This is a genomic window from Bradyrhizobium sp. SZCCHNR1015 (genome assembly GCF_032489875.1).
Taxonomy (GTDB): domain Bacteria; phylum Pseudomonadota; class Alphaproteobacteria; order Rhizobiales; family Xanthobacteraceae; genus Bradyrhizobium.
In genome coordinates this window covers 215,286-236,244 of the sequence record NZ_JAUEYW010000015.1, presented here as the reverse complement: position 1 = coordinate 236,244, position 20,959 = coordinate 215,286, and the positions used below count along the sequence as shown (strand labels likewise).

The 20,959-nt window shown below is 66.1% G+C and carries 23 protein-coding genes; 3 read left to right on the top strand and 20 right to left on the bottom strand.

The window, feature by feature from the left end; genetic code table 11:
• Positions 1-224: 224 nt before the first annotated feature.
• Positions 225-425, bottom strand: a complete 201-nt coding sequence (locus tag QX128_RS25545; RefSeq protein ID WP_315801119.1) for a hypothetical protein — start codon at positions 423-425, stop codon at positions 225-227.
• Between the two features lie 157 nt (positions 426-582).
• Between QX128_RS25545 and QX128_RS25540 the strand changes: the two genes are divergently transcribed.
• Both QX128_RS25540 and QX128_RS25535 read left to right on the top strand, forming a co-directional pair.
• Positions 583-1,407, top strand: coding sequence for a DUF72 domain-containing protein (locus tag QX128_RS25540; RefSeq protein WP_316176920.1), 825 nt, complete (start codon positions 583-585; stop codon positions 1,405-1,407).
• Between the two features lie 16 nt (positions 1,408-1,423).
• Positions 1,424-1,885 (top strand): DUF488 domain-containing protein, encoded by a 462-nt coding sequence (locus QX128_RS25535; RefSeq protein WP_316238845.1) that lies wholly within the window; start codon positions 1,424-1,426, stop codon positions 1,883-1,885.
• Positions 1,886-1,889: 4 nt separating this feature from the next.
• Here QX128_RS25535 and QX128_RS25530 read toward each other — a convergent pair whose 3' ends face one another.
• From QX128_RS25530 to QX128_RS25445, 18 genes are all read right to left on the bottom strand, one after another.
• Positions 1,890-3,575, bottom strand: coding sequence for a tannase/feruloyl esterase family alpha/beta hydrolase (locus tag QX128_RS25530; protein ID WP_316238844.1), 1,686 nt, complete (start codon positions 3,573-3,575; stop codon positions 1,890-1,892).
• Between the two features lie 90 nt (positions 3,576-3,665).
• On the bottom strand, positions 3,666-4,976 hold the full coding sequence (locus tag QX128_RS25525) for an adenylate/guanylate cyclase domain-containing protein (protein WP_316238843.1): 1,311 nt from the start codon (positions 4,974-4,976) through the stop codon (positions 3,666-3,668).
• A gap of 40 nt (positions 4,977-5,016) precedes the next feature.
• Positions 5,017-6,174, bottom strand: a complete 1,158-nt coding sequence (locus tag QX128_RS25520) for an ABC transporter permease (RefSeq protein WP_315801124.1) — start codon at positions 6,172-6,174, stop codon at positions 5,017-5,019.
• Positions 6,171-7,109, bottom strand: a complete 939-nt coding sequence (locus tag QX128_RS25515) for an ABC transporter ATP-binding protein (protein WP_316176913.1) — start codon at positions 7,107-7,109, stop codon at positions 6,171-6,173. Before QX128_RS25515 ends, QX128_RS25520 begins: the two co-directional genes overlap by 4 nt.
• Complete coding sequence (locus QX128_RS25510) at positions 7,106-7,897, bottom strand: efflux RND transporter periplasmic adaptor subunit (RefSeq protein ID WP_315801126.1); 792 nt, start codon at positions 7,895-7,897, stop codon at positions 7,106-7,108. The genes QX128_RS25515 and QX128_RS25510 overlap by 4 nt, the downstream gene beginning before the upstream one ends.
• Positions 7,894-8,562 (bottom strand): TetR/AcrR family transcriptional regulator, encoded by a 669-nt coding sequence (locus QX128_RS25505; protein ID WP_315801127.1) that lies wholly within the window; start codon positions 8,560-8,562, stop codon positions 7,894-7,896. Before QX128_RS25505 ends, QX128_RS25510 begins: the two co-directional genes overlap by 4 nt.
• 121 nt (positions 8,563-8,683) lie before the next feature.
• The gene (locus tag QX128_RS25500; RefSeq protein WP_316238842.1) at positions 8,684-9,964 is read right to left on the bottom strand and encodes an alpha-glucosidase/alpha-galactosidase; all 1,281 of its coding nucleotides are present in this window, start codon (positions 9,962-9,964) and stop codon (positions 8,684-8,686) included.
• A gap of 96 nt (positions 9,965-10,060) precedes the next feature.
• The gene (gene adhP / locus QX128_RS25495) at positions 10,061-11,086 is read right to left on the bottom strand and encodes an alcohol dehydrogenase AdhP (RefSeq protein WP_315801129.1); all 1,026 of its coding nucleotides are present in this window, start codon (positions 11,084-11,086) and stop codon (positions 10,061-10,063) included.
• 122 nt (positions 11,087-11,208) lie between these two features.
• Positions 11,209-11,622: a DUF2000 family protein gene (locus tag QX128_RS25490; protein ID WP_315759242.1), complete on the bottom strand. Its 414-nt coding sequence runs from the start codon at positions 11,620-11,622 to the stop codon at positions 11,209-11,211.
• Between the two features lie 124 nt (positions 11,623-11,746).
• The gene (locus QX128_RS25485) at positions 11,747-12,151 is read right to left on the bottom strand and encodes a DUF4189 domain-containing protein (RefSeq protein WP_315801130.1); all 405 of its coding nucleotides are present in this window, start codon (positions 12,149-12,151) and stop codon (positions 11,747-11,749) included.
• Between the two features lie 90 nt (positions 12,152-12,241).
• A complete protein-coding gene (locus QX128_RS25480; protein ID WP_316238841.1) occupies positions 12,242-13,846 on the bottom strand; it encodes a molybdopterin-binding/glycosyltransferase family 2 protein in 1,605 nt (534 codons plus the stop codon).
• The gene (locus QX128_RS25475; protein WP_316176906.1) at positions 13,843-14,544 is read right to left on the bottom strand and encodes an XdhC family protein; all 702 of its coding nucleotides are present in this window, start codon (positions 14,542-14,544) and stop codon (positions 13,843-13,845) included. The genes QX128_RS25480 and QX128_RS25475 overlap by 4 nt, the downstream gene beginning before the upstream one ends.
• Before the next feature lie 3 nt (positions 14,545-14,547).
• A complete protein-coding gene (locus QX128_RS25470) occupies positions 14,548-14,871 on the bottom strand; it encodes an XdhC family protein (protein ID WP_315750017.1) in 324 nt (107 codons plus the stop codon).
• Between the two features lie 13 nt (positions 14,872-14,884).
• Positions 14,885-16,090 (bottom strand): VWA domain-containing protein, encoded by a 1,206-nt coding sequence (locus tag QX128_RS25465; protein WP_316215959.1) that lies wholly within the window; start codon positions 16,088-16,090, stop codon positions 14,885-14,887.
• Positions 16,091-16,224: 134 nt separating this feature from the next.
• On the bottom strand, positions 16,225-17,133 hold the full coding sequence (locus tag QX128_RS25460) for a MoxR family ATPase (protein WP_316238840.1): 909 nt from the start codon (positions 17,131-17,133) through the stop codon (positions 16,225-16,227).
• Positions 17,134-17,164: 31 nt separating this feature from the next.
• Entirely contained in the window at positions 17,165-18,022 is an 858-nt protein-coding gene (locus tag QX128_RS25455) for a xanthine dehydrogenase family protein subunit M (protein WP_315801135.1), read from the bottom strand.
• 48 nt (positions 18,023-18,070) lie between these two features.
• On the bottom strand, positions 18,071-18,556 hold the full coding sequence (locus QX128_RS25450; RefSeq protein ID WP_006612357.1) for a (2Fe-2S)-binding protein: 486 nt from the start codon (positions 18,554-18,556) through the stop codon (positions 18,071-18,073).
• A 131-nt stretch (positions 18,557-18,687) separates the two neighbouring features.
• Complete coding sequence (locus QX128_RS25445) at positions 18,688-19,134, bottom strand: carbon monoxide dehydrogenase subunit G (RefSeq protein ID WP_315801136.1); 447 nt, start codon at positions 19,132-19,134, stop codon at positions 18,688-18,690.
• Between the two features lie 232 nt (positions 19,135-19,366).
• Here QX128_RS25445 and pcaD point away from each other — a divergent pair, with 232 nt between their 5' ends.
• Positions 19,367-20,149 (top strand): 3-oxoadipate enol-lactonase, encoded by a 783-nt coding sequence (gene pcaD / locus QX128_RS25440; protein ID WP_316238839.1) that lies wholly within the window; start codon positions 19,367-19,369, stop codon positions 20,147-20,149.
• A 22-nt stretch (positions 20,150-20,171) separates the two neighbouring features.
• Here pcaD and QX128_RS25435 read toward each other — a convergent pair whose 3' ends face one another.
• Positions 20,172-20,720, bottom strand: coding sequence for a hypothetical protein (locus QX128_RS25435; protein ID WP_316215957.1), 549 nt, complete (start codon positions 20,718-20,720; stop codon positions 20,172-20,174).
• Positions 20,721-20,959: the final 239 nt, after the last annotated feature.

Sequence of the window (20,959 nt, the reverse complement as noted above, 5' to 3'; positions counted from 1 at the left end):
AAACAAAGGGCGCGCGTACATCCGGCGCAGCCGCTCTGCCGTGGTCGTCTCGGTGCCGGAGCCGTTGAGCTCGACGTCACCGTCGTTCCCCAAAATGGGGTGCGCCGGCCGAAATGCAAGGGCCGTCCGCCGTAGCCCGGCTGAGCGCAGCGACATCCGGGTTCACGCGAACTCTTCGGGAGACCCCGGATATCGCTCCGCCCAGCCGGGCTACGAAAGCCAGCCTAGTTCGGAACCTCGCGGACGACCGGTCCCCGCACCGCCGGGGCCACTGGGACGGTCTGCACCGGCGTGGGCGGCAGCTCGACCTTGGCCGGCTGCATCTGACGGGCCATCGGCCCGACGGGAACATAATAGAAGGCTGCCGCCAGCACGGCGGCCCCGACGATCGCGCCCAGCAGGCCACCGACCGATTCCGCTCTCATTGCCATATCTCCCCTTCCCGGCCCACGTCCTGGATACACGAGCCTCCGGAGCACGGGAAGAGCGACGCCCCAACAGCGCCGAACTGGCCAGAACCGGTCCGGTTGACTATCGTCTCCGTACCGCAACACCCTCGGCAATCAGCATCGGAATCGGTCCGTGAGCAAAGCCCCCGCACGCGCCTCGCAATCCAAGAGCCACATCTACATCGGCATTGGCGGCTGGACCTTCGCGCCGTGGCGCGGCGTGTTCTATCCGGACAAGCTGCCGCAATCGAAAGAGCTCGAATACGCCGCCTCGAAGCTGACCTCGATCGAGATCAACGGTACCTATTATGGCTCGCAGAAGCCGGAGAGCTTCCGCAAATGGGCGCGCGAGGTGCCGGACGGCTTCATCTTCTCGCTGAAGGGACCGCGCTTCGCGACCAATCGCCGCGTGCTTGCCGAAGCCGGCGATTCCGTGAAGCGCTTCTACGACACCGGCGTGCTCGAGCTCGGCGATCGGCTCGGACCGGTGCTGTGGCAGTTCGCGCCGACCAAGAAGTTCGACGAGGCTGATTTCGGCAAGTTCCTCGAGCTGTTGCCGCGTGAGCTCGACGGCCGCAAGCTGCGTCACGTCGTCGAGGTCCGCCATGACAGTTTCTGCGTCCCCGGCTTCGTCGCGCTGCTGCGCGAGTTCGCGACGCCGGTGGTCTTCGCCGAGCACGGCAAATATCCGGCGATCGCCGATGTCGTGGGTGATTTCGTCTATGCCCGGCTGCAGAAGGGCAATGACGAGCTTACGACCTGCTATCCGCCGAAGCAGCTCGATGCCTGGGCGAAGCGATTGCAGCTCTGGGCCAGCGGCAGCGAACCGGACGACCTGCCCCGGGTTGACGACAAGCCGGCGAAGAAGATGCCGCGCGACGTGTTTGCCTATGTCATTCACGAGGGCAAGGTGCGCGCGCCAGCCGGGGCGATGGAGCTCATCGAGCGCGTGAGCTGACGCGAGGGGACGCACGATGGCCAAGAGCAAGACCCTGTTCACCATCGGCTACGAGCACACGCCGGCCAAAGCCGTGCTCGACGAGCTGCAATCGGCCGGCGTCAAGCTGCTGGTTGACGTGCGCGCGGTGGCGGCCTCGCGCCGGCCGGGCTTCTCCAAGGGCCAGCTCGCCGCCGGGCTCGACGAGCGCGGCATCGGCTACGTCCATCTGCGCGGGCTCGGCACGCCGAAGGAGGGCCGCGAAGCCGCGCGCAGCGGCCATTACGACACGCTGCACAAGATCTACAGCGCGCACCTGAAGACGCCCCAGGCGAAGGAGCAGATGGACGAGCTGGCCGCGCTGGTGAAGAGCGCCGGTCCCGTCTGCCTGCTCTGCTACGAGCGCGACCACGCTCATTGCCACCGGCAATGGATCGCCGAGATCATCGAGGACCGCGACCAGGTCAAGGTGAAGAACCTGGTCGCGCCGCAGGTCTGACGCCTCACTCCGCCGCACAGGTGAAGGATGACGCCTGCTCGACGTCGCCGCTGACATATTTGGCGAATGTCGGCCACGGGCACAGCGGCCGCGTTCGCTGCGGGCTCCATGTCGATGGCAGCTCCTTGTTGGCCGCATTGACCGAGGCCGTGATCGCCTCCGGCGCCTTGCCCTTCTCGACCCAGTCCATCAGCGCGCCCAGCGCATCGAATTTCTCCAGCGTGACGCCGCCGCCGCAATGGGTCTCGCCGGGCAATGCAAACAGGCGCACAAACGTGTCGGCCTTGCCCTGCACGTTGGCGTTGAGCTTCTCGTACCAGCGGATCGTGTCGTTGAACGAAAACACCGGATCGGCCTGACCGTGGTAGATCAGCATCTTGCGGGCCCCATTTTGGAACGCCGGCAAGGTCGGGTTATCGACCGCGGGCGGCGCCATGAAGTCCATCGCCGACTCCGTGAACGGGCCTTCCTTGGCGTAGATCTTCGGCGCGTCCTTGTCGAAGTCGAAGGTCTGCAGCTTCTCGACGAGCTTGTCGGGCGAGCCCTCGATCTCGACCGGCGGCGTGGAGAAGATGTAGTTGAGCGAGGCGCCGCCCATGGTGGCGATGATCGGAAGGTTGTTCCAGGGCGCCACCGGGCTCTCGACCTTCCAGGCGCGCCAATTGCCGGTGCCGACGCCACCATCCACCGGCCAGTCGGAATACAGCGGCTCGCCCTTGGAATTGTGTGGGCCAGCGAACACTTTCTTCAAAGCATCGACCTTGGCGGCCGGCAGGCAGGCGTCGGTCGCGCCGGCGGCGCAGCGGAGGCTGTCGAAATTGAACGCCTTCTGGCAGGCTTTCAGGTTGGCCGTGAGGCCGTCCTTGGCGCCGTCGAGCCCGTCGCAGACCTCCGTGATCCTGGAGGCAATCAGCTTGGCATCGTCCCGCGTGATCGACTTGCGAATATCGGCATCGGCCTTGGTCAGCGCCTGCACGTCCCAGGCGTGCTGCACGGCCGCGCGCGGCAGGTTGAAGCCGGGGTTGCCGACCAGGAAGCCGTCATACTGCTCGGGCATGCGCTCGGCGGCGACCATGGTGTGGCGCCCCCCGTTGGAGCAGCCGGCGATGTAGGAATAGTCCGGCTTCCTGCCGTAATGCGCGGAGATGATAGCCTTCGCGATTGGCGCCAGCGTGATGTCGGCCGAATAGCCGTAATCCCGGCGCGCCTGCGGATCGAGGCCGAAGGCGGAGCCGGACGCGAGCCCGCGCGGCTTGTTGGCGGGATCGTTGCCGGAGTGGCCGCTGTCCGACGACAGCACGGCAAAGCCGCGGGCCAGCGGCGTCGCACCGCCACTGACGAGACCGTCCGCCTTGTCGCCGAGCGCCGGCACCACGACGCCGTCGTTGCCGCCGTTGACCTGATGCAGGAAGCGGCCGTTCCAATTCTCCGGCAGCCGGATCTCGAACTGGATCGCATAGGCGTGGCCGTCAACGCCGGTGCGCTCATTGACCTTGCCGGAGAGGATGCAATGCCGCGGCAACCCGTCGGCGGCCTCCTGCAGCTTCGATCCCGTCAGGATCAGCCCGGCGACCTTCAGCGCCTCGGCCGTCACCTTGCTGCAGGCAACATCCTCGGCTCGCGCTGGCCCTCCGCCGGCTGCGCACGCGAGGCCTACCCCAGCCAAAAACAGCGCCCCGGTTCGGATCATGGATTCCCCCTGATGATGCTTCTCGTTGGGGGCAGTTAAACGCGGAGACCGTGCAATGTAAATCTCCGGCAGCGCGCGACGGCTTGCCAGTCAGTGCAATTGCCAGACCTCGAACGGCCGGTCGTAGCCGCGCACGGACACCGCGCCGTGGAAGACGGCGTCGCGCGCCCCGTCGCCGGCGGCCAGCCGCACCTCGCTCGAGATCAGGAGGCGCGAATCGAGCTCCTTGTTCAGCGCCTCGAGCCGGGAGGCGAAGTTCACGGTATCGCCAATGACGGTGTACTCCTTCCGCCGCGGCGACCCGATGCTGCCGGCAACGACTTCGCCGAGATGAACACCGATCCCGATCCGCAGCGGCCAGGACGACATCGCGTTGACGCGATCCATGGCGGCGACCATCTCGCGTGCCGCCGCGACGGCCTGCGCGGCCGCATCGCGCGACTCGAACGGCGCGCCGAACAGCGCCAGGAAGCCATCGCCGAGGAACTTGTTCACGATGCCGCCATGGCGCTCGAGAATCTCGACGAGAACAGCAAATGCGCCGTCGAGCCGGTCAACGACCTCCTGCGGCGTCTTCGACCGCGCCGCCGCGGTGAAGCCGCGGAAGTCGACGAACATCACCGCGACCTCGTGGATGTCGCGTGCCTCCGCCGTCCCCTCCTTCATCAGGCGCTCGACGACCTGGGGCGAGACGTGCTGGCCAAACAGATCCGTGACGCGGTCGCGCGCCGACGCGGCCTCGATGCTCGCCGCGAACTGGCGTCGCAGCTGCACGCTGACAGCACCAGCGAGCATCCCGCACAGCAGGATGATGAAGCTGCGCTCACCGTGATAGTAGATCTCCGGATTCTGGCTGAGATCGATCGAAGGCCGGTCGAACAGCGCCACCACCAGCAGCTCTACCGCGGCAACCAGACCGGTGAAGCTCGACAGCCAGAAATCGAGACGAAGCGTCGAGAGAACGATGAAGATGAAATAGACAAGTGGCGCGCCGAAGCCCAGTGCCTTGTCGTGACCGATGCCCTCGATCTGCAGAACGAGGACGAACGTTGGCAGCGAGGTCTCGACCAGCGCGCTGACATAGCGCCAGATCACCGGCACGTCACGGCCGTGGCGGATGTCCGACTTGATCCTGAACAGGATGAGAGTCTCGAAGCCGATGAAGACCACGATGATCGCGTAGACGTAGAGGACCCCGATCCGGCTCGGCCATATCCACTCCGAGATCTTGGGTTCGAAGGTTTCGACCAGCACCGATATCACGAGAAACAGCGCCGCAGTGCTGATCAGCACCCTCACGCGCAACAGCTCGGTGTTCAACGTCTGGCGCATCAGCGCCTGGTTGAACGTAGCCGACGCCGCCGGCTCCGCGCCGGCCTGCCCTTCCCACGAGATCGTCATCCTGCCCCAGCCGTCTTCTGAGCCCGGCCGCCATTGTGCCTCAATCGAGGGTGCGGCGGAAGCGCAAGACGGCGACCGTCATGGCGAACAGCATGAGGCCGAACAGGGCGATCGTGTCATGCTGCAGGTTCTGGAGCGTCGAGCCCTTGAGCATGATGGCGCGCACGATGCGCAGATAGTGCGTCAGCGGCAGGCATTCACCGAGCACCTGCGCCCATTGCGGCATGCCGAGAAACGGGAACATGAATCCCGACAACAGGATGCTAGGCAGGAAGAACATCATCGACAGCTGCATCGCCTGCAATTGGTTCTGCGCCAGCGTCGAGAAGGTGTAGCCGATCGAGAGGTTGGTCGCGATGAACAGCGTCGACAGCAGCGCCAGCAGCAATAAGCTGCCCATGATGGGAACGCCGAACAGCAGCACGCCGATGCCGATGATGATCGTCGCCTGCAGGAAGCCGACCATCACATAGGGGATGATCTTGCCGAGCATGACCTCGACCGGCTTGATCGGCATCGACAGCAGGCTTTCCATCGTGCCGCGCTCGATCTCGCGCGTCACCGAGAGCGCGGTGAAGATCAGCATGGTCATGGTCAGGATGGTGCCGACCAGGCCCGGCACGATGTTGAGCCGCGACGAGGCCGCCGGATTGTAACGGGCATGGGCCCTGATTTCGAACGGCGTGGTGACGGGATTGCCGGTGTAGAGATCATGCGCCAGCGCGGTCTGCACGATCATGCCGAGCGAGGACAGTGCCGAGGACGCCGCGACCGGATCGGTCGCGTCGGCCGCGACGAGCAAGGCCGGCCGGTCGCCGCGGCGGACCGCGCGCTCGAAGCCGCGGGGGATCTCGACGCCGAACAGGACCTTGCCGGACAGCAGGAGATCGTCGAACTCAGCGACGCTGCTGACTTCCCGGGTGAAACGGAAATAGGCGGTGTTCTCCATCGCCTTCAGGATCGAGCGGCCGAGGTCGCTGTCCTCCTGCAGCAGCACCGCCGCCGGCAGATGATGCGGCGTGGTGTTGATGGCGTAGCCGAACAGCATCAACTGCATCACCGGGATCATCACGATCATCGCAAACGAGACCCGATCGCGCTTGAGCTGGATGAACTCCTTGACGAGCATCGCATAGGTGCGCCGCCAGAAGCCGAAGCGCGGCTCGGAAGACGTGGGATGGACGGCCGCATCGCTCATTGGAAGTTGTCCCGCGAACGGTTCATCAGGTCGATGAAGACGTCCTCGAGCGAGGGCGCGGCGGGCTGCCAGTGCAGGTCAGCCTTGTCGCGCCAGGACGCGATCGCCGCGTCCAGCGCGTTGCGGTCGCGGCCGGACACGTGCAGGCTGGTGCCGAACGGCGCCACCATGTCGACACCCGGCTTGCCGGTGAGGTCAGCCGTGAGCTCGCGCAGATCGTCGCCGCTTACCGTGTAGGTCGTGAGCGCCGATTGCGCGATCACCTCGGCGACGGTGCCGTGCGCCAGCAGATGACCATAGGCGATGTAGGCAATCTCGTGACAGCGCTCGGCCTCATCCATGTAGTGGGTCGAGACGAGCACGGTCAGCCCTTCGCTGGCGAGCGCATGAATCTCGTTCCAGAAATCGCGCCGCGCCTTGGGATCGACGCCGGCAGTGGGCTCGTCGAGCAGCAGCAGTTGCGGGCTCGGCAGGGTGCAAGCCCCGAGCGCCAGCCGCTGCTTCCAGCCGCCCGACAACTCGCCGGCGAGCTGCCGCTCGCGGCCGGCAAGCCCGAGCCGCTGCACCATGTCGCGCGCGGCCCGGCGCGGATCGGACATGCCATAGAGGCGCGCCACGAATTCGAGGTTCTCCCGCACCGAGAGGTCCTGATAGAGGCTGAAGCGCTGCGTCATGTAGCCCACCCGGCGCTTGATCTTGTCAGCGTCGCGCCGGATGTCGAAGCCGAGGCAGGTGCCCTCGCCGCCGTCGGGTGTCAGCAGGCCGCACAGCATCCGGATGGTCGTGGTCTTGCCCGAGCCGTTCGGGCCGAGAAAGCCGTAGATCGAGCCGCGCTTCACCTGCATCGACAGATCATGCACGACCTCGCGGCCGTCGAAGGACTTGGTCAGTCCCTGGACGTCGATCGCGATCTCGGCCGGTCCCGCCCCGTTCATTGCTTGTCCGCCACCGGAGTCTTCCGATCGGGAGTCTTGAGGTTTGGATAGATGCTGACCGGCTGGCCGACGCGCAGCGCGTCCGGCCGCGAGGGCCGCGCCTGGATCAGATAGACGAGCTTGTTGCGCTCATCGAGGCTGTAGATCACCGGCGGCGTGTATTCCGCCGAGGTCGCGAGGAAATAGATTCTGGCGGTCAGATCATCAGCGCAATTGTCACAGGTGACGCGGACCTCGTCGCCGATGGCGAGTTTCGGCAGATCAGGCTCGGGCACGTAGAAACGCAGCTTCATGTTGCCCGGCGGCATGATCGATAGCACCGGCCGCTGCGCCGCGACCATCTCGCCCTCGCGGAAGTAGATCTGCTGGACGGTCCCCGCGACGGGCGCCACACCTTTGCGCCTTGCCAGCCGCGTCTGTGAGGTCACGAGATGGGCCTCGGCGACGCGCAGCGCCGAAACGGCGGAGTCGAGCGTCGCCTGCGTCCCCGCGCCCGTCTTGCTCAAGGCGGCGGCGCGGTCATAGGTCTGCTGCGCATTGGCCAGCGTCGCCTTGGTCTGGTTGAGATCGGCCTGCTGCAGATCGTCGTCGACCGAATAGAGCGGATCGCCGATCTTGACCACGTCCCCCTCATGCACGTTGAGCTTCGTGATCCGGCCCGCTTCGTCCGGGCTGACGAAGATCATGTCCGCCTCGACCCAGCCCTGATAGCCGGGATCGCGCGTCTCCTTGCAACCGTTGAACGTGAAGGCCGTGACCAGCACGGCGAGGCAGTGCAGCAGACTCATGTCGGCCTCCTCGCGCCAAAGATCAGATCGAGATGCGTCTGCAGCATCGCTTCCGCATCGAGCGGCGCATGACGCTCGAACAGGCTCTTCCAGATCACCGCGACCATCATCGGCGCGATCATCAGTTGCGGATGTTGCGCCAGCTTGGGCTCGCGGATCTCGCCGCGCGTGATCGCCAACTGGATCAGCGCACGCATGGCCGCGAGACCGCGGGAGACGACCTCGCGATAGTAGAAATCGGCAATGGACGGAAAGCGCGGCCCTTCCGCGATGATGAGCCGGACGAGATCGGCCCGCCGGGTGCCGGCGATTTCCTGCAGGAACATGCGCGCCAACGCCTCGACCATGTCGCGCACCGAGCCGCCGGCCGGCGGCGGCGCCGCAAGACGGCCGACGAAGGGCACGATCGCGGTCCGGATCAATTCCTCGAACATCGATTCCTTGTCCTTGAAGTGCAGATAGATCGTCCCCTTGGCGACCCCTGCCCGCTTGGCGACGTCGTCCAGCCGGGTCGCCGCGAAGCCTCGGGCGATGAACTCGTCCATCGCCGCCTGCACGATCGCCGCGCGGCGCTCGGCGGAGCGATCCGCCCGGCGCGAGGCGCCGGCTGCCGCCGGCTTGACGGGCTCAACTCTGCGCTCGGACAATTTCGACGGCTTCGACATTGAACAATTATGACTGACTAGTCAGTCATTGTAAAGAGGCCCCGAGAAGGCTGAGCCGTCGGCGCGGGTCAGGAGCCCGACCCGACCGCGCGCGGCCCCTCATCAGACGAAGTCAGCGCGATCACGCGCAGGACCTGATGTAAGGCCGATTGATCTCCCAAAGCTCGTCCACGATCTGGCGCGCGGCGGCGGCCGAGTTGACGACGGGATCGATGAGGAGCGCCTGCAAGGCGAGATCCTTGGACGCCGTCATGGCCGCCTGCACCGCCAGTTGCTGAACCTGAACCTGGACCGACATCAGCTTGGCGACGGCATCTGGAAGCGGGCCCAGCGAAACCGGATGGATGCCGACGCGATCCGCGACAACGGGCACTTCGACAGCGGCCTCAGCAGCCAGGTTGGGAATGACGTGACGGTTCAGAACGACGCCGGACTCGATGACCTGCTTGCGATCGTGCAGCACCGAACCGATCACGGTGACCGCGCGCTCTCCGGATGGCATTCGCCACCAGTCCGGCATGCCGGCTTTGCCCGCCAGGATCTCGTCGATCTGCCGAATCAGCTTGGCCCGCTCCGCCTCGTCCCACGCAAAGTCGTACCCGCTCTCGCCCGCTTCCCAGCCATACGCGAGATACTCGCCGACATGGCTGTCGCCGCAGCCCAGCCAGAAGCCGAAGTCGCGCAACAGCGCCCGCGTCAGCGGCGCGACCTTGGGGTCGTGGCTCCCGGCCTTTTCGCGAAGCAGTGGATAGAGATCGGCCCCGGTGTCGCGATCCCGGATCTGCACGAGGCATTGGAAATGATTGAGCCCGGCGCCCCACACGTCCACGCGCTCCTCGGCGAGTCCCAGAATGGAGGCCACCTGGCTGCGCGCGATGAAGATGCCATGGCACAGGCCGATATGCGCGACGCGGCTGTGAAGCCCGAGCGCGAGGATGATGCGGCTCTCGGGATTGGAGAAGTTGATGAACAGCGCGTCCGGACAGCGCCGCTCCATCTCGCGCACGAAGTCGAAGACGACCGGCAGGGTACGGAGCGTGAAGAACAATCCACCAGGCCCGCCATTCTCACCCAGCGTGTGTCGGATGCCGTATTTGCGCGGCACCTCGAAATCGAGCTTCCACAGGCGGTTGCGGTCGATCGCGGTGGCATGGATCACGAAGCCGGCGCCGTCGAGCGCCGCGCGCCAATCCGTGGTCGCCTCGATCTTGAGGCCGGCGCCGGAGAGGTCGTTGAGCAGCCGGGCGAGTGCTTCCGACCGGGCAAGCCGGACCGGATCGCGGCCGATCAGCACGAGCGTCGAGCCGGCGAGATCATGCGTCGAGAACAGGTCTCGGAAAACGCTGAGTCCGAAGGACGCGCTGCTCGCGCCGAGGAAGACGATCTTGGTGACGGCTGCCATGAACAATTTGTGCCAGCGCCGCGCGTCCCCCTTCCTGATCCAGATCAAACCGCCGCGAAGTGTTCGGCGCGGCGGCGCACCAATCGGTCATGCTGATCAGCCGAAGTCGAGCACCACGCGACCGTCGATCTTGCCGGCCTTCATGCGGTCGAAGACGGTGTTGATCTCCGACAACGGCGCCGTGGTCACCTCGGCCGTCACCTTGCCGTCCGCGGCAAACGCAATGGCTTCGTCGAGGTCACGCCTGGTGCCGACGATCGAGCCGCGCACGGTGATGCGCTTCAGCACGACATCGAAGATCGGCGTCGGGAATTCGCCCGGCGGCAAGCCGACAAGGCTGACCGTCCCCTTGCGGCGGACCATGTGCAGCGCCTGGGCAAAAGCCGGCGTCGACACCGCGGTGACCAGCACGCCATGAGCGCCGCCGCCGGTGATCCGGATCACCTGCTCCACGGCATCCTTGTCGAGCGCGTTGACGGCATGTTCGGCGCCCGCCTCCAGCGCGAGTTTCAGCTTGTCATCGGCGATATCGAGACCGATCGCCTTCAGCCCCATCGCCTTCGCGTACTGGATGGCGACATGACCGAGGCCACCGACGCCGGAGACCACCACCCACTCGCCGGGCCGCGTGTCGGTCTCCTTCAAGCCCTTGTAGGTGGTGACGCCGGCGCAGAGGATCGGGGCGATCCTGGCGAAGTCCACATTGGCCGGCAGACGCGCGGCGAACGCCGCGGACGCGATCACGTATTCGGCAAAGCCGCCATTCACGCTGTAGCCGGTGTTGTGCTGGTGCTCGCACAGTGTCTCCCAGCCGGTCTCGCAATACTCGCAGCGCAGGCAGGCATCGTGCAGCCAAGCCACGCCCACGGCGTCGCCGACCTTGAAGTCGGTGACCCCTGGCCCGAGCGCCGCGACGATGCCGGCCGCCTCGTGACCCGGGATGAACGGCGGCACCGGCTTCACCGGCCAATCGCCGGAGGCGGCGTGAAGATCGGTGTGGCAGACGCCGCAGGCCTTCACCCTGACCAGAATCTCGCCGGGTCCCGGCGCAGGAATTGGAACGTCCTCGATGACCAGCGGCTTGCCAAAGGCTTTGACGACGGCGGCTTTCATGGTCTGCATCTGTCTGCTCCTCATGTCGCGGCGCAAACTAACGACGTCGGAGTCGTCCGGTCTTGATCGGCGTCAAGCCGCGCCGCCGCATGAAGTAACAGTTTGATGACAGCGCAATGCGCCCGTTTCTGTCAGGCGTGAAATTTGAGTCCGTCGACGACCTTGTCGACCACCTTGCGCTCGGCACGAAACGCCAGTCCCACCAGATTGAGATCGGTGCGCGCCACCGCCTTCACGGCATCGCGGTTGGCCTCGTCATGCGTGGTCTTGAACATGTCCTCGGTGTAGAGCGCAGGCTTCACGCTGCGCGACAGCGCCCGATCCAGGGCACGCGCCAGCGCGGCACGATCCGGCGCGCCGTAGATCAGGATCGGCTGCCCGATCAACGCGTGATACAGGGTTGCCGAGCCGTCCTCATAAGGTGCGCCAATGCATTCGGGAAATGCGGCGGCGATGCCACTGGAAAGAAACGCCGCGACGTTGAGCTTCTGCCAGGCCTCGAGATCGTTGCGGATGATCAGCGCGATCTTGGTGTCGAATTGCATGTCACTTCCGGGGTTCGATGTCATCGAACGCCGAGAATAGCCGAGCCGTTCTCGGGGTGAAGCATCGAAATGAAAGCGGACGTGGAACCCCGGCAGCCGAGCCGTTGAGATCATCAGACTTGAATCAACCCTTGGCGTCGCAGACCCAGGCGCGGATGACGCATTCCTTGCCGCCATATTTGTAGCATTCCCGGGTCGCCTCGTTGAGTGAGGTCGAGATCGTCGGCCGAACAGCATAGCCGTGGGCGCCGCAGGGATTGGTGAGATCGACCGCGAACGCGGCGCAGGCCTTCTTCATCGTCACCGCGGTGCAGTCGCCCTTGCACTGCTTGAGCGCGGCGGCCTTGGCGAGATGCTCCGCCGGATAGTCGAACGCCTGGCCGTAGGCGGCGCACTGGCCCATGGCGAAGGCGCCGGCGGCGTGGGCCGGGCTGATGGCGCTGGTGCTCGCGATGCGCGCGGCAGCAACGATCACGGTCAGTCCAAATGCAAACAGCGCGAAACGTCGCGCAGCGGTCGAAATGATCACTCTCTCCTCCCCCGAGGCCCAATGTCGGCAAATCTAGCCGGGGGTCGTTGAGACTTGGTGAATGGGAGGTTGAGGGCGGGCTACGTGGGCTCAGCCACGCCGCGCGGCTTCCAGCGCCTGCGGCGTGTCGATGTCGAGAAACGCACTGTCACCATCGACCGGCACCTCGGCGACGGCCTCGGTGTGCTTGGCGATCAGGTGCCGCGCGCCGACGTCGCCGTCCAGCGTCATCAGCTCGGCGAAGAAGCGGCGCGACCACAGCACGGGGTTGCCGCGGCGTCCCTCGGACACGGGCACCACGATCAAATTGCCGCGATCAGGCGCGAACGTGCCGATCAGACGGTCGAGCAGATCCGAGGACACCATCGGCATGTCGCCGAGGCACACGACCGCGCCATCGACGCCCTCAGGCACCGCGGCAATGCCTGATTTAACCGAGCTGGCGAGCCCGCCGGCGAAATCGGGATTGCGGACGAAGCGGACCTTCAGGTCGGACAGCGCCTGTTCGACCAGCTCGGCCTGATGACCGGTGACGACGATGACTTCGCAGGCCCTGGAGGCCAGCGCCTGCTCGGTGACCGTCCGCACCAGCTTCTTGCCGTCGAGCTCGGCCAGCAGCTTGTTCGGTCCGCCCATCCGGGTCGAGCGTCCGGCGGCAAGCACGACCGCGGCGACCTTGCGTTCGCCCTCGGCCTCCGGCTTGGCACGCGGCTGCGGCCGCGTCACGATTTCCATCAGCAGGCCGCCGACGCCCATCGCGGTCAGCTCGGCGCGGGTGACCTTGATGCCGGCGAGCAGCCGCATCAGCACCCAGTCGAAACCGTTCTCGGCCGGCGAGCGGGCGCAACCGGGCGCGCCGAGCACCGGCACACCGCCGGCATTGCCGATCAAGAGCAGATTGCCGGGATCGACCGGCATGCCGAAATGCTCGATGGCCCCGCCGATGCCGGTGATCGCGGCGGGAATGACGTCGCGGCGGTCGGCGATCGCGGACGCGCCGAACACGATGACGAGCTCGGCGCCCAGCGCCAGCAGCTCCCTGATCGCAGCCGCCAGCGCGGCCTGCTCATGCGGCACGCGGCGCTCGGCGATGATGGTGGCGCCGGCCGGTGCGAGCCGCTCTGCGGTGACGCGCAGCGTCTTGTCGATGACCTTGGGCGCGAGCCCAGGAAGAAGCGTCGAGACCACGCCGACGCGCTTGATCACATAGGAGGCGATGCTGAGCGCGCCCCTGCCCGCCGCAGCGACGGCGGCATCTCGCAGGCGGCCTTCGACGCCGAACGGGATCAGCTTGACGGTGCCGACCATCTCGCCTTCGACCACCGGCTTGAACGCCGGCAGGGTCGCAAAGGTGATGGCCTCGTCGACGCCGTTGATGCGCTCGACCGCGGCGCGGTCGATCATCAGCACGCCGGGCTGCGCCGCGAACAGATTGGCGCGCCCGGTGAAGGCGCGATCGACGTGAATGCCCGCGCCGGCGACGACCTTGGCGACATCGGCGGCCGCCTCGTCCTCAGAGACGTCGCCGGCCTCGAGCCGGACGACGACGATCTCCTTGACCTCTTCCCGGGCCAGCGCCTCGACCTCCGCGGGACCGATCAGCGTGCCCTTCTTCAGCACCAATGATCCCTTGCGCAGGGTGTGCACCGTCACCCCGCCGATCGCATCGGCCGGACTGGCAGGACCGAACTTCATGCCGCCTGCTCTTTCTCCTTGGCCGGCAACCGCAACGTGGCGGTGATCTGGGCCATGATCGAGACCGCGATCTCCGACGGCGACACCGCGCCGATGGCGAGCCCGATCGGCGCATGGATGCGGGCGATGTCGGCGTCGCTGGCGCCCTGCGCCCGTAGCCGATCATGACGCTTGGCATGCGTCTTCCGCGAGCCGAGCGCGCCGATGTAGAAGCAGTCGCGCGAGAACGCGTGCAGCAGCGCCGGATCGTCGATCTTGGGATCATGCGTCAGCGCGACGAAGGCCGTGTAGTGATCGACGTTGAGCGGCGGCAGCGCCACGTCGGGCCATTCCGCGATCAGCGGCACGTCGGGGAAGCGTTCGGGGCTGGCGAAGGCCGTGCGCGGATCGACGACGGTGACGTCATAGCCCAGCGACTTGGCGATCGGCGCCAACGCCTGGCTGATATGGACGGCGCCGATGATCACGAGCCTGGCCGTCGGGGCGTAGACGTTGAGGAACAGCCGCTTCCCGTCCACCTCGACCATGCCGCTCTTGCCCATGCGCAGATGCGTCGACAGCTCGTTGCGCAGCGGGTCAGTCGCGATGGCGGCGGCCTTGACCAGGCGCTGCGCGCCGGACGCGACGTCGGTGACGAGAATGGCCGGGCGACGCGCGGCACGCTCGGCGTTCAGTTCTGCCAGCGTTGCAAGTTGCATCGGTCAGCCCACTTTCTCGACGAACACGCGGATGGTGCCGCCGCAGGACAGCCCGACGTTCCAGGCGGTCTCGTCGGCGACGCCGAACTCAAGCATCTTCGGCTGGCCGCTGGAGATCACGTCCAGCGCCTCGGTGACGACCGCGCCCTCGACGCAGCCGCCGGACACCGAGCCCAGGAAGGTGCCCTCGTCGTTGATCACGAGGTTGGAGCCGACCGGGCGCGGGGCCGAGCCCCAGGTTTCGACCACGGTGGCGAGCGCCACGCCGTGACCGGATTTGTGCCAGTCCTCGGCGGCCCTGAGGATGTCTTCGTCGCGATTGAGCATGGTCATCTCCCTCTCAGGCGGCGGGCCGGATCGCGCTGCGCTGATGCGGCGGCAGCGGCGACGACAGCGCCGAGATCAGCGTCTCGATCGAGGTCAAGTTATGCACCGGGCGGAATTCGTCAACGTGGGGCAGCATGGTTTTGATGCCCTGCGCCTTCGCCTCGAAGCCGGAATAGCGCAGCAGCGGGTTGAGCCAGATCAGCCGCCGGCAGGAGCGGTGCAGCCGGTCCATCTCGAAGGCGAGCTTGCTGTCGGCCTCGCGCTCCAGCCCGTCGGAGATCAAGAGCACGATGGCGCCCTGCCCGAGCACGCGCCGCGCCCACTGCTTGTTGAAGGTCTGCAGCGAGGTGGCGATCCTTGTGCCGCCGGCCCAGTCCTCGACATTCGCCGAGCAGCTCGCCAGCGCCTCGTCGGGATCGCGCTGGCGCAGCGCCCGCGTCACGTTGGTCAGCCTCGTGCCGAACAGGAACACCGAGACCCGCTTGCGCGCATCGGTGATGGCGTGGAGGAAGTGCAGGAACAGGCGGGTGTACTCGCTCATCGACCCGGAGATGTCGAGCAGCGCCACGATCGGCGCCGGCTTCTCGATCCGCCCCAGGCGATGGAAATTGATGATCTCGCCCTCGGTGCGCAGCGCCTGGCGCAGGGTCTTGCGCATGTCGATGCGGTGGCCGCGCGGATCGGTGGTGTGGCGGCGCGTCTTCAGCTCGGCCTGCGGCAGCCGCATCTTGGCGATCGCCCTGGTGACGTCGGCGATCTCCGCCGCGCTCATCTGCGCAAAGTCCTTCTTCTGCAGCACCTCGCGGTCGGACACCGAGAGCCGCAGGTCCTGCTCCTGCGCCTGCGGCTCCTCATGCATCTGCGGCTGCGACATCGCCTCCTGGACGCGGCGCGAGGCCGGCGGCGGCTTCTTCTTGGCGTGGTCCGGCAGCGGCACCGAATCGAGCATCGACTTCCATTCCTCGGCGGGACGGAAGAACAGGTCGAAGGCCTGGGCGAAGATCAGCGCGTGCTCGTGGCGCTTGACGAAGATCGATTCGAGCGTGGCGAAGACATCCGGCCGCTTGCCGATGTCGATGACCTCGAGCGCGGTCATGGCATCGATGACGGCGCCGGGCCCGACGGGCAGGCCCGCGGCGCGCAGCGCCCGCGCAAAGCCAGCGATGTTGTCGGCGATGCCGCCGGTCGGCGGCGCGAGGTGATTGATGCTGGTGGGCATGGCTCCATCCCCTCGTCATTCCGGGACATGCGAAGCACGGGCCCGGAATCCATAACCACGATCGTGAGTATGGATTCCGGGCTCGCCCTCCGGGCGCCCCGGAATGACGACCGTTGTTGTTGCGCGACCCCGCCTCAAGTCTCGCTGGTCGCGTCCTTGATCACCTTCTGCAACGCATCGCCCTGCATGCGGGCGATGTCGTCCTGATACTTCAACAGCGCGCCCAGCGTGTCGCCGACGACCTCGGCGTTCAGCGAGCGCGCATCGAGCTCGGTCAATGCGGTCGCCCAGTCGAGCGTCTCGGCGACCCCCGGCGACTTGTAGAAGTCCTGGTCGCGCAGCGCCTGGACGAAGCGCACGATCTGCTGCGACAGCCGCTGCGAGATGCCGGGCAGCCGGGTCTTGACGATGGCGAGCTCGCGCTCGGCGGAGGGATAATCGACCCAGTGATACAGGCAGCGCCGCTTCAGCGCGTCATGGATCTCGCGGGTCCGGTTCGAGGTGATGATGACGATCGGCGGATGCGGCGCCTTGACGGTGCCGAACTCCGGGATCGTGACCTGGAAGTCGGAGAGGATCTCGAGCAGATAGGCCTCGAACGCCTCGTCGGCGCGGTCGAGCTCGTCAATGAGCAGAACCGGCGCGCCGGCGACATCCGGCTCCAGCGCCTGCAGCAGCGGGCGCTTGATCAGGTAGCGGTCGGCGAAGATGTCCGACGTCAATTGATCGCGGTCGACCTCGCCGCCCGCTTCCGCCAGCCGGATCGCGATCATCTGCGCCGCTGAATTCCATTCGTAGACGGCGGAGGCGACGTCGAGACCCTCGTAGCACTGCAGTCGGATCAGCTTGCGACCGAGCGCCGCCGAAAGGACCTTGGCGATCTCGGTCTTGCCGACGCCGGCCTCGCCTTCAAGGAACAGCGGCCGGCCCATGCGCAGCGACAGATAGGTCACCGTCGCCAGCGATCGCTCGGCCAGATAGCCGCGCGAGGACAACAATTCGAGCATCGCGTCGACCGATGCTGGCAGGGCCGGAGCACTCATGGGCGAGACCGCTTCCTTCTTCACGCGTCCGTCACGAAGCCGGAGCCTCGGGTTCGGCGGCTCCCTCCGACGCGGTTGAGGCCTTGGCGCCGGTATTGGCCGCATCGACCGCACGGCGCGCCAGCACGCCGATCAGATGGGCACGATATTCGGCGCTGCCGTGAATGTCGCTGTTGAGGCCTTCGGCCGAGACCGGAATGCCTTCCAGCACCTTCGGCGAAAACCGCTTCTGCAGCGCCTCCTCGAAGGCGGTGACGCGGAACACGCCGTTGCCGCCGGCCCCGGTCACGGCGACCCGCACGTCCGACGGACGGCGCGCGACGAACACGCCGACCAGCGCGTAGCGCGAGGCCTGGTTGCGGAACTTCACATAGGCCGCCTTCTTCGCCAGCGGAAAGCTCACCTTGGTGATGATTTCGTCGGGCTCCAGCGCGGTCGTGAACAGCCCGAGGAAGAACTCCTCGGCCTTGAGCTTGCGCTTGTTGGTGACGATGGTGGCGCCGAGCGCGAGGCATGCCGCCGGATAGTCCGCGGTCGGATCGTTGTTGGCGATCGAGCCGCCGATGGTGCCGCGATGGCGCACCGCGGGATCGCCGATCAGGCTCGCCAGATGTGCCAGCGCAGGAATCGCCTCGCCGACGGTGGCGGAGTTGGCGACGTCGGCGTGACGCGCCATCGCGCCAATCACGAGGTTGCGGCCCTTCACCTCGATCGTATCGAGCCCCTCGACATGGGAGAGATCGACCAGATGCGGGGGGCTTGCGAGCCGCTGCTTCATGACCGGCACCAGCGTGTGGCCGCCGGCGACCAGCTTGGCGTCTTCGTTCTTGGTGAGGAGATTGGCGGCCTGGCGCACGGTCGCCGGCCGATGATATTTGAATTCGTACATGGGGAAATGTCCTGTGCGCAGCGGGCGGACTAAGGCGAGGTCAGACGTTTAGGCGAGGTCCGATTTGGCCATCGCCTTGGCGCCGGCGGCGATCGATTGCACGATGTTCTGATAGCCGGTGCAGCGGCAGAGATTGCCCTCCAGCTCCTCGCGGATGGTCTCTTCGCTGAGCTCATGTCCCTTGCGATGGACGAGATCGACCGCGGTCATGATCATGCCGGGCGTGCAGAAGCCGCATTGCAGGCCATGGTGCTCGCGAAACGCTTCCTGCATCGGATGCAGCGGCGCGCCGTCGGCGGCGAGCCCCTCGATCGTCCTGACCTCATGACCATCGGCCATGACGGCCAAGGTCGTGCAGGACTTGACCGCCTTGCCATCCAGATGGACGACGCAGGCGCCGCATTGCGACGTGTCGCAGCCGACATGGGTGCCGGTGAGGCGCAGATTCTCGCGCAGGAACTGCACCAGCAGCGTCCGCGGATCGACGTTCGCCGTGACGGGATTACCGTTCACAATCATGGAAATCTTGGCCATTCAGGACTCTCTATTATCCGCGCCACAGCGTTGCACTGCAGCGCAGCCCAGCAAAATCAGTCGAAAACCATCATATGGGCGCTCCCGGCGGCGGGCAACCTCGCCCCCGGCCGCGCATGGGTCGGTTGCGATCAGCCTTGAACCGCCTTGGCGAAGTTGGCGAAGAACTCGTCGGCGAGTTTCTTGGCGGTGCCGTTGATCAGCCGCTGGCCGAGCTGCGCCAGCTTGCCACCGATCTGCGCTTCGACATTGTAGGTCAGCAGCGTGCCGCCGTCCTTGTCCGCCAGCGCAACGACCGCGCCACCCTTGGCGAATCCGGCGACACCGCCCTCGCCTTCGCCTGAGATCTTGTAGCCGTTCGGCGGATCGAGATCGCTCAAGGTCACCTTGCCCTTGAAGCGCGCGGAGACCGGTCCGACCTTCATCTTGGCGACGGCGCGGAGGCCGCCATCCTCGGTCCTCTCCAGCTCCTCGCAGCCGGGAATGCAGGTCTTGAGCACCTCCGGATCATTCAGCTTGTCCCAGACCTGCTCTCGCGAAGCGGCCAGCTGGACCTCGCCCGTCATCGTCATTGCCATGTGCATCTCCCCCCGATTGGCGCGGTTAGAGGCATTCAAGTAAAGCACCGAACGCCCAAAAGGAAGGGCGGGCAGCGCCCGGAAGCGTTGCAGAAAAGCCGGAGCACCGCAGCATTCCGGACCTCGTCACCGTCGGGTTTTGATTGGCAGACGGCGGCGGCGGTGCTTAGTTCGCCATCAAATCTGCACGATTCCTCCGGCGGCGCGACCGCCTGCGACAAGGATTCCGCCCATGCCGATGATCGATGCCGACGGCTGTCTGTTGAATGTCACCGTCGAGGGCCGCGACGGCGGGCCGACCCTGATGCTGTCGAACTCGCTCGGCTCGACCCTGCAGATGTGGGAGCCGCAGATGCGCGCCTTCACGCAGGTGTTCCGCGTGATCCGCTATGACCGGCGCGGTCATGGCAAATCGCAAGTGCCGCCCGGGCCCTACTCGATCGAGCGATTCGGCCGCGATGCGCTGGCGATTCTCGATGACCTCAACATCGAGAAGGTGCACTGGTGCGGCGTGTCGATGGGCGGCATGGTCGGGCAGTGGCTCGCCGCCCATGCCCCTGAACGCGTCGGCAAGCTCGTGCTCGCCAACACCACCTGCTACTACCCCGATCCGGCAATCTGGGACGCCCGCATCAAGGCGGTCGAGGACAGCGGACTCGCTGGAATCGCCGACACCGTCATCGCCGGCTGGCTGACACAGGAGTTTCGCGATCACAATCCTGATGTCGCCGATCGGATGAAGGCGATGCTCGTGGCCACGCCCGTCGAGGGCTATCTTGCCTGCTGCGCGGCACTGCGCGCCTTGGATCTGCGCGAGGATCTGCCGGCCATCAAGAGCCCTACCCTCGTCGTGGCCGGCCGCTACGACAAGTCGACGCCGATCGCGATGGCGGAAGCGACCCGCAGCCGGATCGCCGGCGCCAGCATGACCATCGTCGATGCCGCGCACATCTCGAATGTCGAAGCGGCAGGCCAGTTCAACGATGCCGTGCTGGGCTTTCTGACCCAGCGCTGATGCACCGCGACGGATCGGGGCGTCATGCCTGCTGCGGCGACGGCGTCGCCGTGGGCTCCATCATCTTCGGCGGAGCGGATGCGGAGGACGGCGAGGCCTGCGTCGACGGCTTCTCCACGAGCATGACGATGGCCGTGCCGAGCAGCATCAGGAGTTCCGTGGCATGCAGACGCAACGCCTGGGGCTCCCCGACTTTGGCGGCCATGATCATGCTGAAGAAGGCGAGCATGCTGCCGAAGCCGAGCCCGATCGACAGCGCCTCGACATAGCCGGCCACCTTTCGCACCCGCGGAACCAGGATCAGCACCAGGAACATCGCGAAGAAGCCTGCGACCGTCAGTCGCGCCAGCGCAAGCAGCCAGGCGGCACGGACCGTCTCGATGCCCGACAGCTGCAGATGGTCGCTGATGAACAGCGCCACCGCGATATTCGGCCGCGCGAACAACCCCTGGATCGGCGAAACCATGATCTGAAACGCGATGATGGTCCAGGCGGGCACGAAATAGAGCGCCAGCAGCACACCGTTGACGCAGCTGAGCCGCCAATTCCTGATCACGCAATCCTTGATCATGTCACGCCCACCTTTGCATCCCACAAACCGCCCGTCCGGCCGATTTCCAGACGAGCTAACGCCCGGCAAACCCGCACGGCAATTTAAACCATTTGTTTACCTTAACAGGGGGCGACGGGCGCGAGAGTCCACCGTCCAATCGCCGTGGAGACGGTGCTGATGACCTCGCCGGTCAGGCCTCGAATATCCGCGTGACAGCGGCCTTTCCGGCCATCGACGCGTCCTCGAACATCTGCATC

Coding starts and splice junctions, on each gene's coding strand:
- adhP (WP_315801129.1), bottom strand. CDS start 11,086: ATGCAGACCATGAAAGCCGCCGTCGTCAAAGCCTTTGGCAAGCCGCTG.
- QX128_RS25475 (WP_316176906.1), bottom strand. CDS start 14,544: ATGCAACTTGCAACGCTGGCAGAACTGAACGCCGAGCGTGCCGCGCGT.
- QX128_RS25455 (WP_315801135.1), bottom strand. CDS start 18,022: ATGTACGAATTCAAATATCATCGGCCGGCGACCGTGCGCCAGGCCGCC.
- QX128_RS25450 (WP_006612357.1), bottom strand. CDS start 18,556: ATGGCCAAGATTTCCATGATTGTGAACGGTAATCCCGTCACGGCGAAC.
- QX128_RS25510 (WP_315801126.1), bottom strand. CDS start 7,897: ATGAGTCTGCTGCACTGCCTCGCCGTGCTGGTCACGGCCTTCACGTTC.
- pcaD (WP_316238839.1), top strand. CDS start 19,367: ATGCCGATGATCGATGCCGACGGCTGTCTGTTGAATGTCACCGTCGAG.
- QX128_RS25435 (WP_316215957.1), bottom strand. CDS start 20,720: ATGATCAAGGATTGCGTGATCAGGAATTGGCGGCTCAGCTGCGTCAAC.
- QX128_RS25490 (WP_315759242.1), bottom strand. CDS start 11,622: ATGCAATTCGACACCAAGATCGCGCTGATCATCCGCAACGATCTCGAG.
- QX128_RS25465 (WP_316215959.1), bottom strand. CDS start 16,090: ATGCCCACCAGCATCAATCACCTCGCGCCGCCGACCGGCGGCATCGCC.
- QX128_RS25505 (WP_315801127.1), bottom strand. CDS start 8,562: ATGTCGAAGCCGTCGAAATTGTCCGAGCGCAGAGTTGAGCCCGTCAAG.
- QX128_RS25530 (WP_316238844.1), bottom strand. CDS start 3,575: ATGATCCGAACCGGGGCGCTGTTTTTGGCTGGGGTAGGCCTCGCGTGC.
- QX128_RS25470 (WP_315750017.1), bottom strand. CDS start 14,871: ATGCTCAATCGCGACGAAGACATCCTCAGGGCCGCCGAGGACTGGCAC.
- QX128_RS25445 (WP_315801136.1), bottom strand. CDS start 19,134: ATGGCAATGACGATGACGGGCGAGGTCCAGCTGGCCGCTTCGCGAGAG.
- QX128_RS25480 (WP_316238841.1), bottom strand. CDS start 13,846: ATGAAGTTCGGTCCTGCCAGTCCGGCCGATGCGATCGGCGGGGTGACG.
- QX128_RS25515 (WP_316176913.1), bottom strand. CDS start 7,109: ATGAACGGGGCGGGACCGGCCGAGATCGCGATCGACGTCCAGGGACTG.
- QX128_RS25535 (WP_316238845.1), top strand. CDS start 1,424: ATGGCCAAGAGCAAGACCCTGTTCACCATCGGCTACGAGCACACGCCG.
- QX128_RS25525 (WP_316238843.1), bottom strand. CDS start 4,976: ATGACGATCTCGTGGGAAGGGCAGGCCGGCGCGGAGCCGGCGGCGTCG.
- QX128_RS25545 (WP_315801119.1), bottom strand. CDS start 425: ATGAGAGCGGAATCGGTCGGTGGCCTGCTGGGCGCGATCGTCGGGGCC.
- QX128_RS25520 (WP_315801124.1), bottom strand. CDS start 6,174: ATGAGCGATGCGGCCGTCCATCCCACGTCTTCCGAGCCGCGCTTCGGC.
- QX128_RS25460 (WP_316238840.1), bottom strand. CDS start 17,133: ATGAGTGCTCCGGCCCTGCCAGCATCGGTCGACGCGATGCTCGAATTG.
- QX128_RS25500 (WP_316238842.1), bottom strand. CDS start 9,964: ATGGCAGCCGTCACCAAGATCGTCTTCCTCGGCGCGAGCAGCGCGTCC.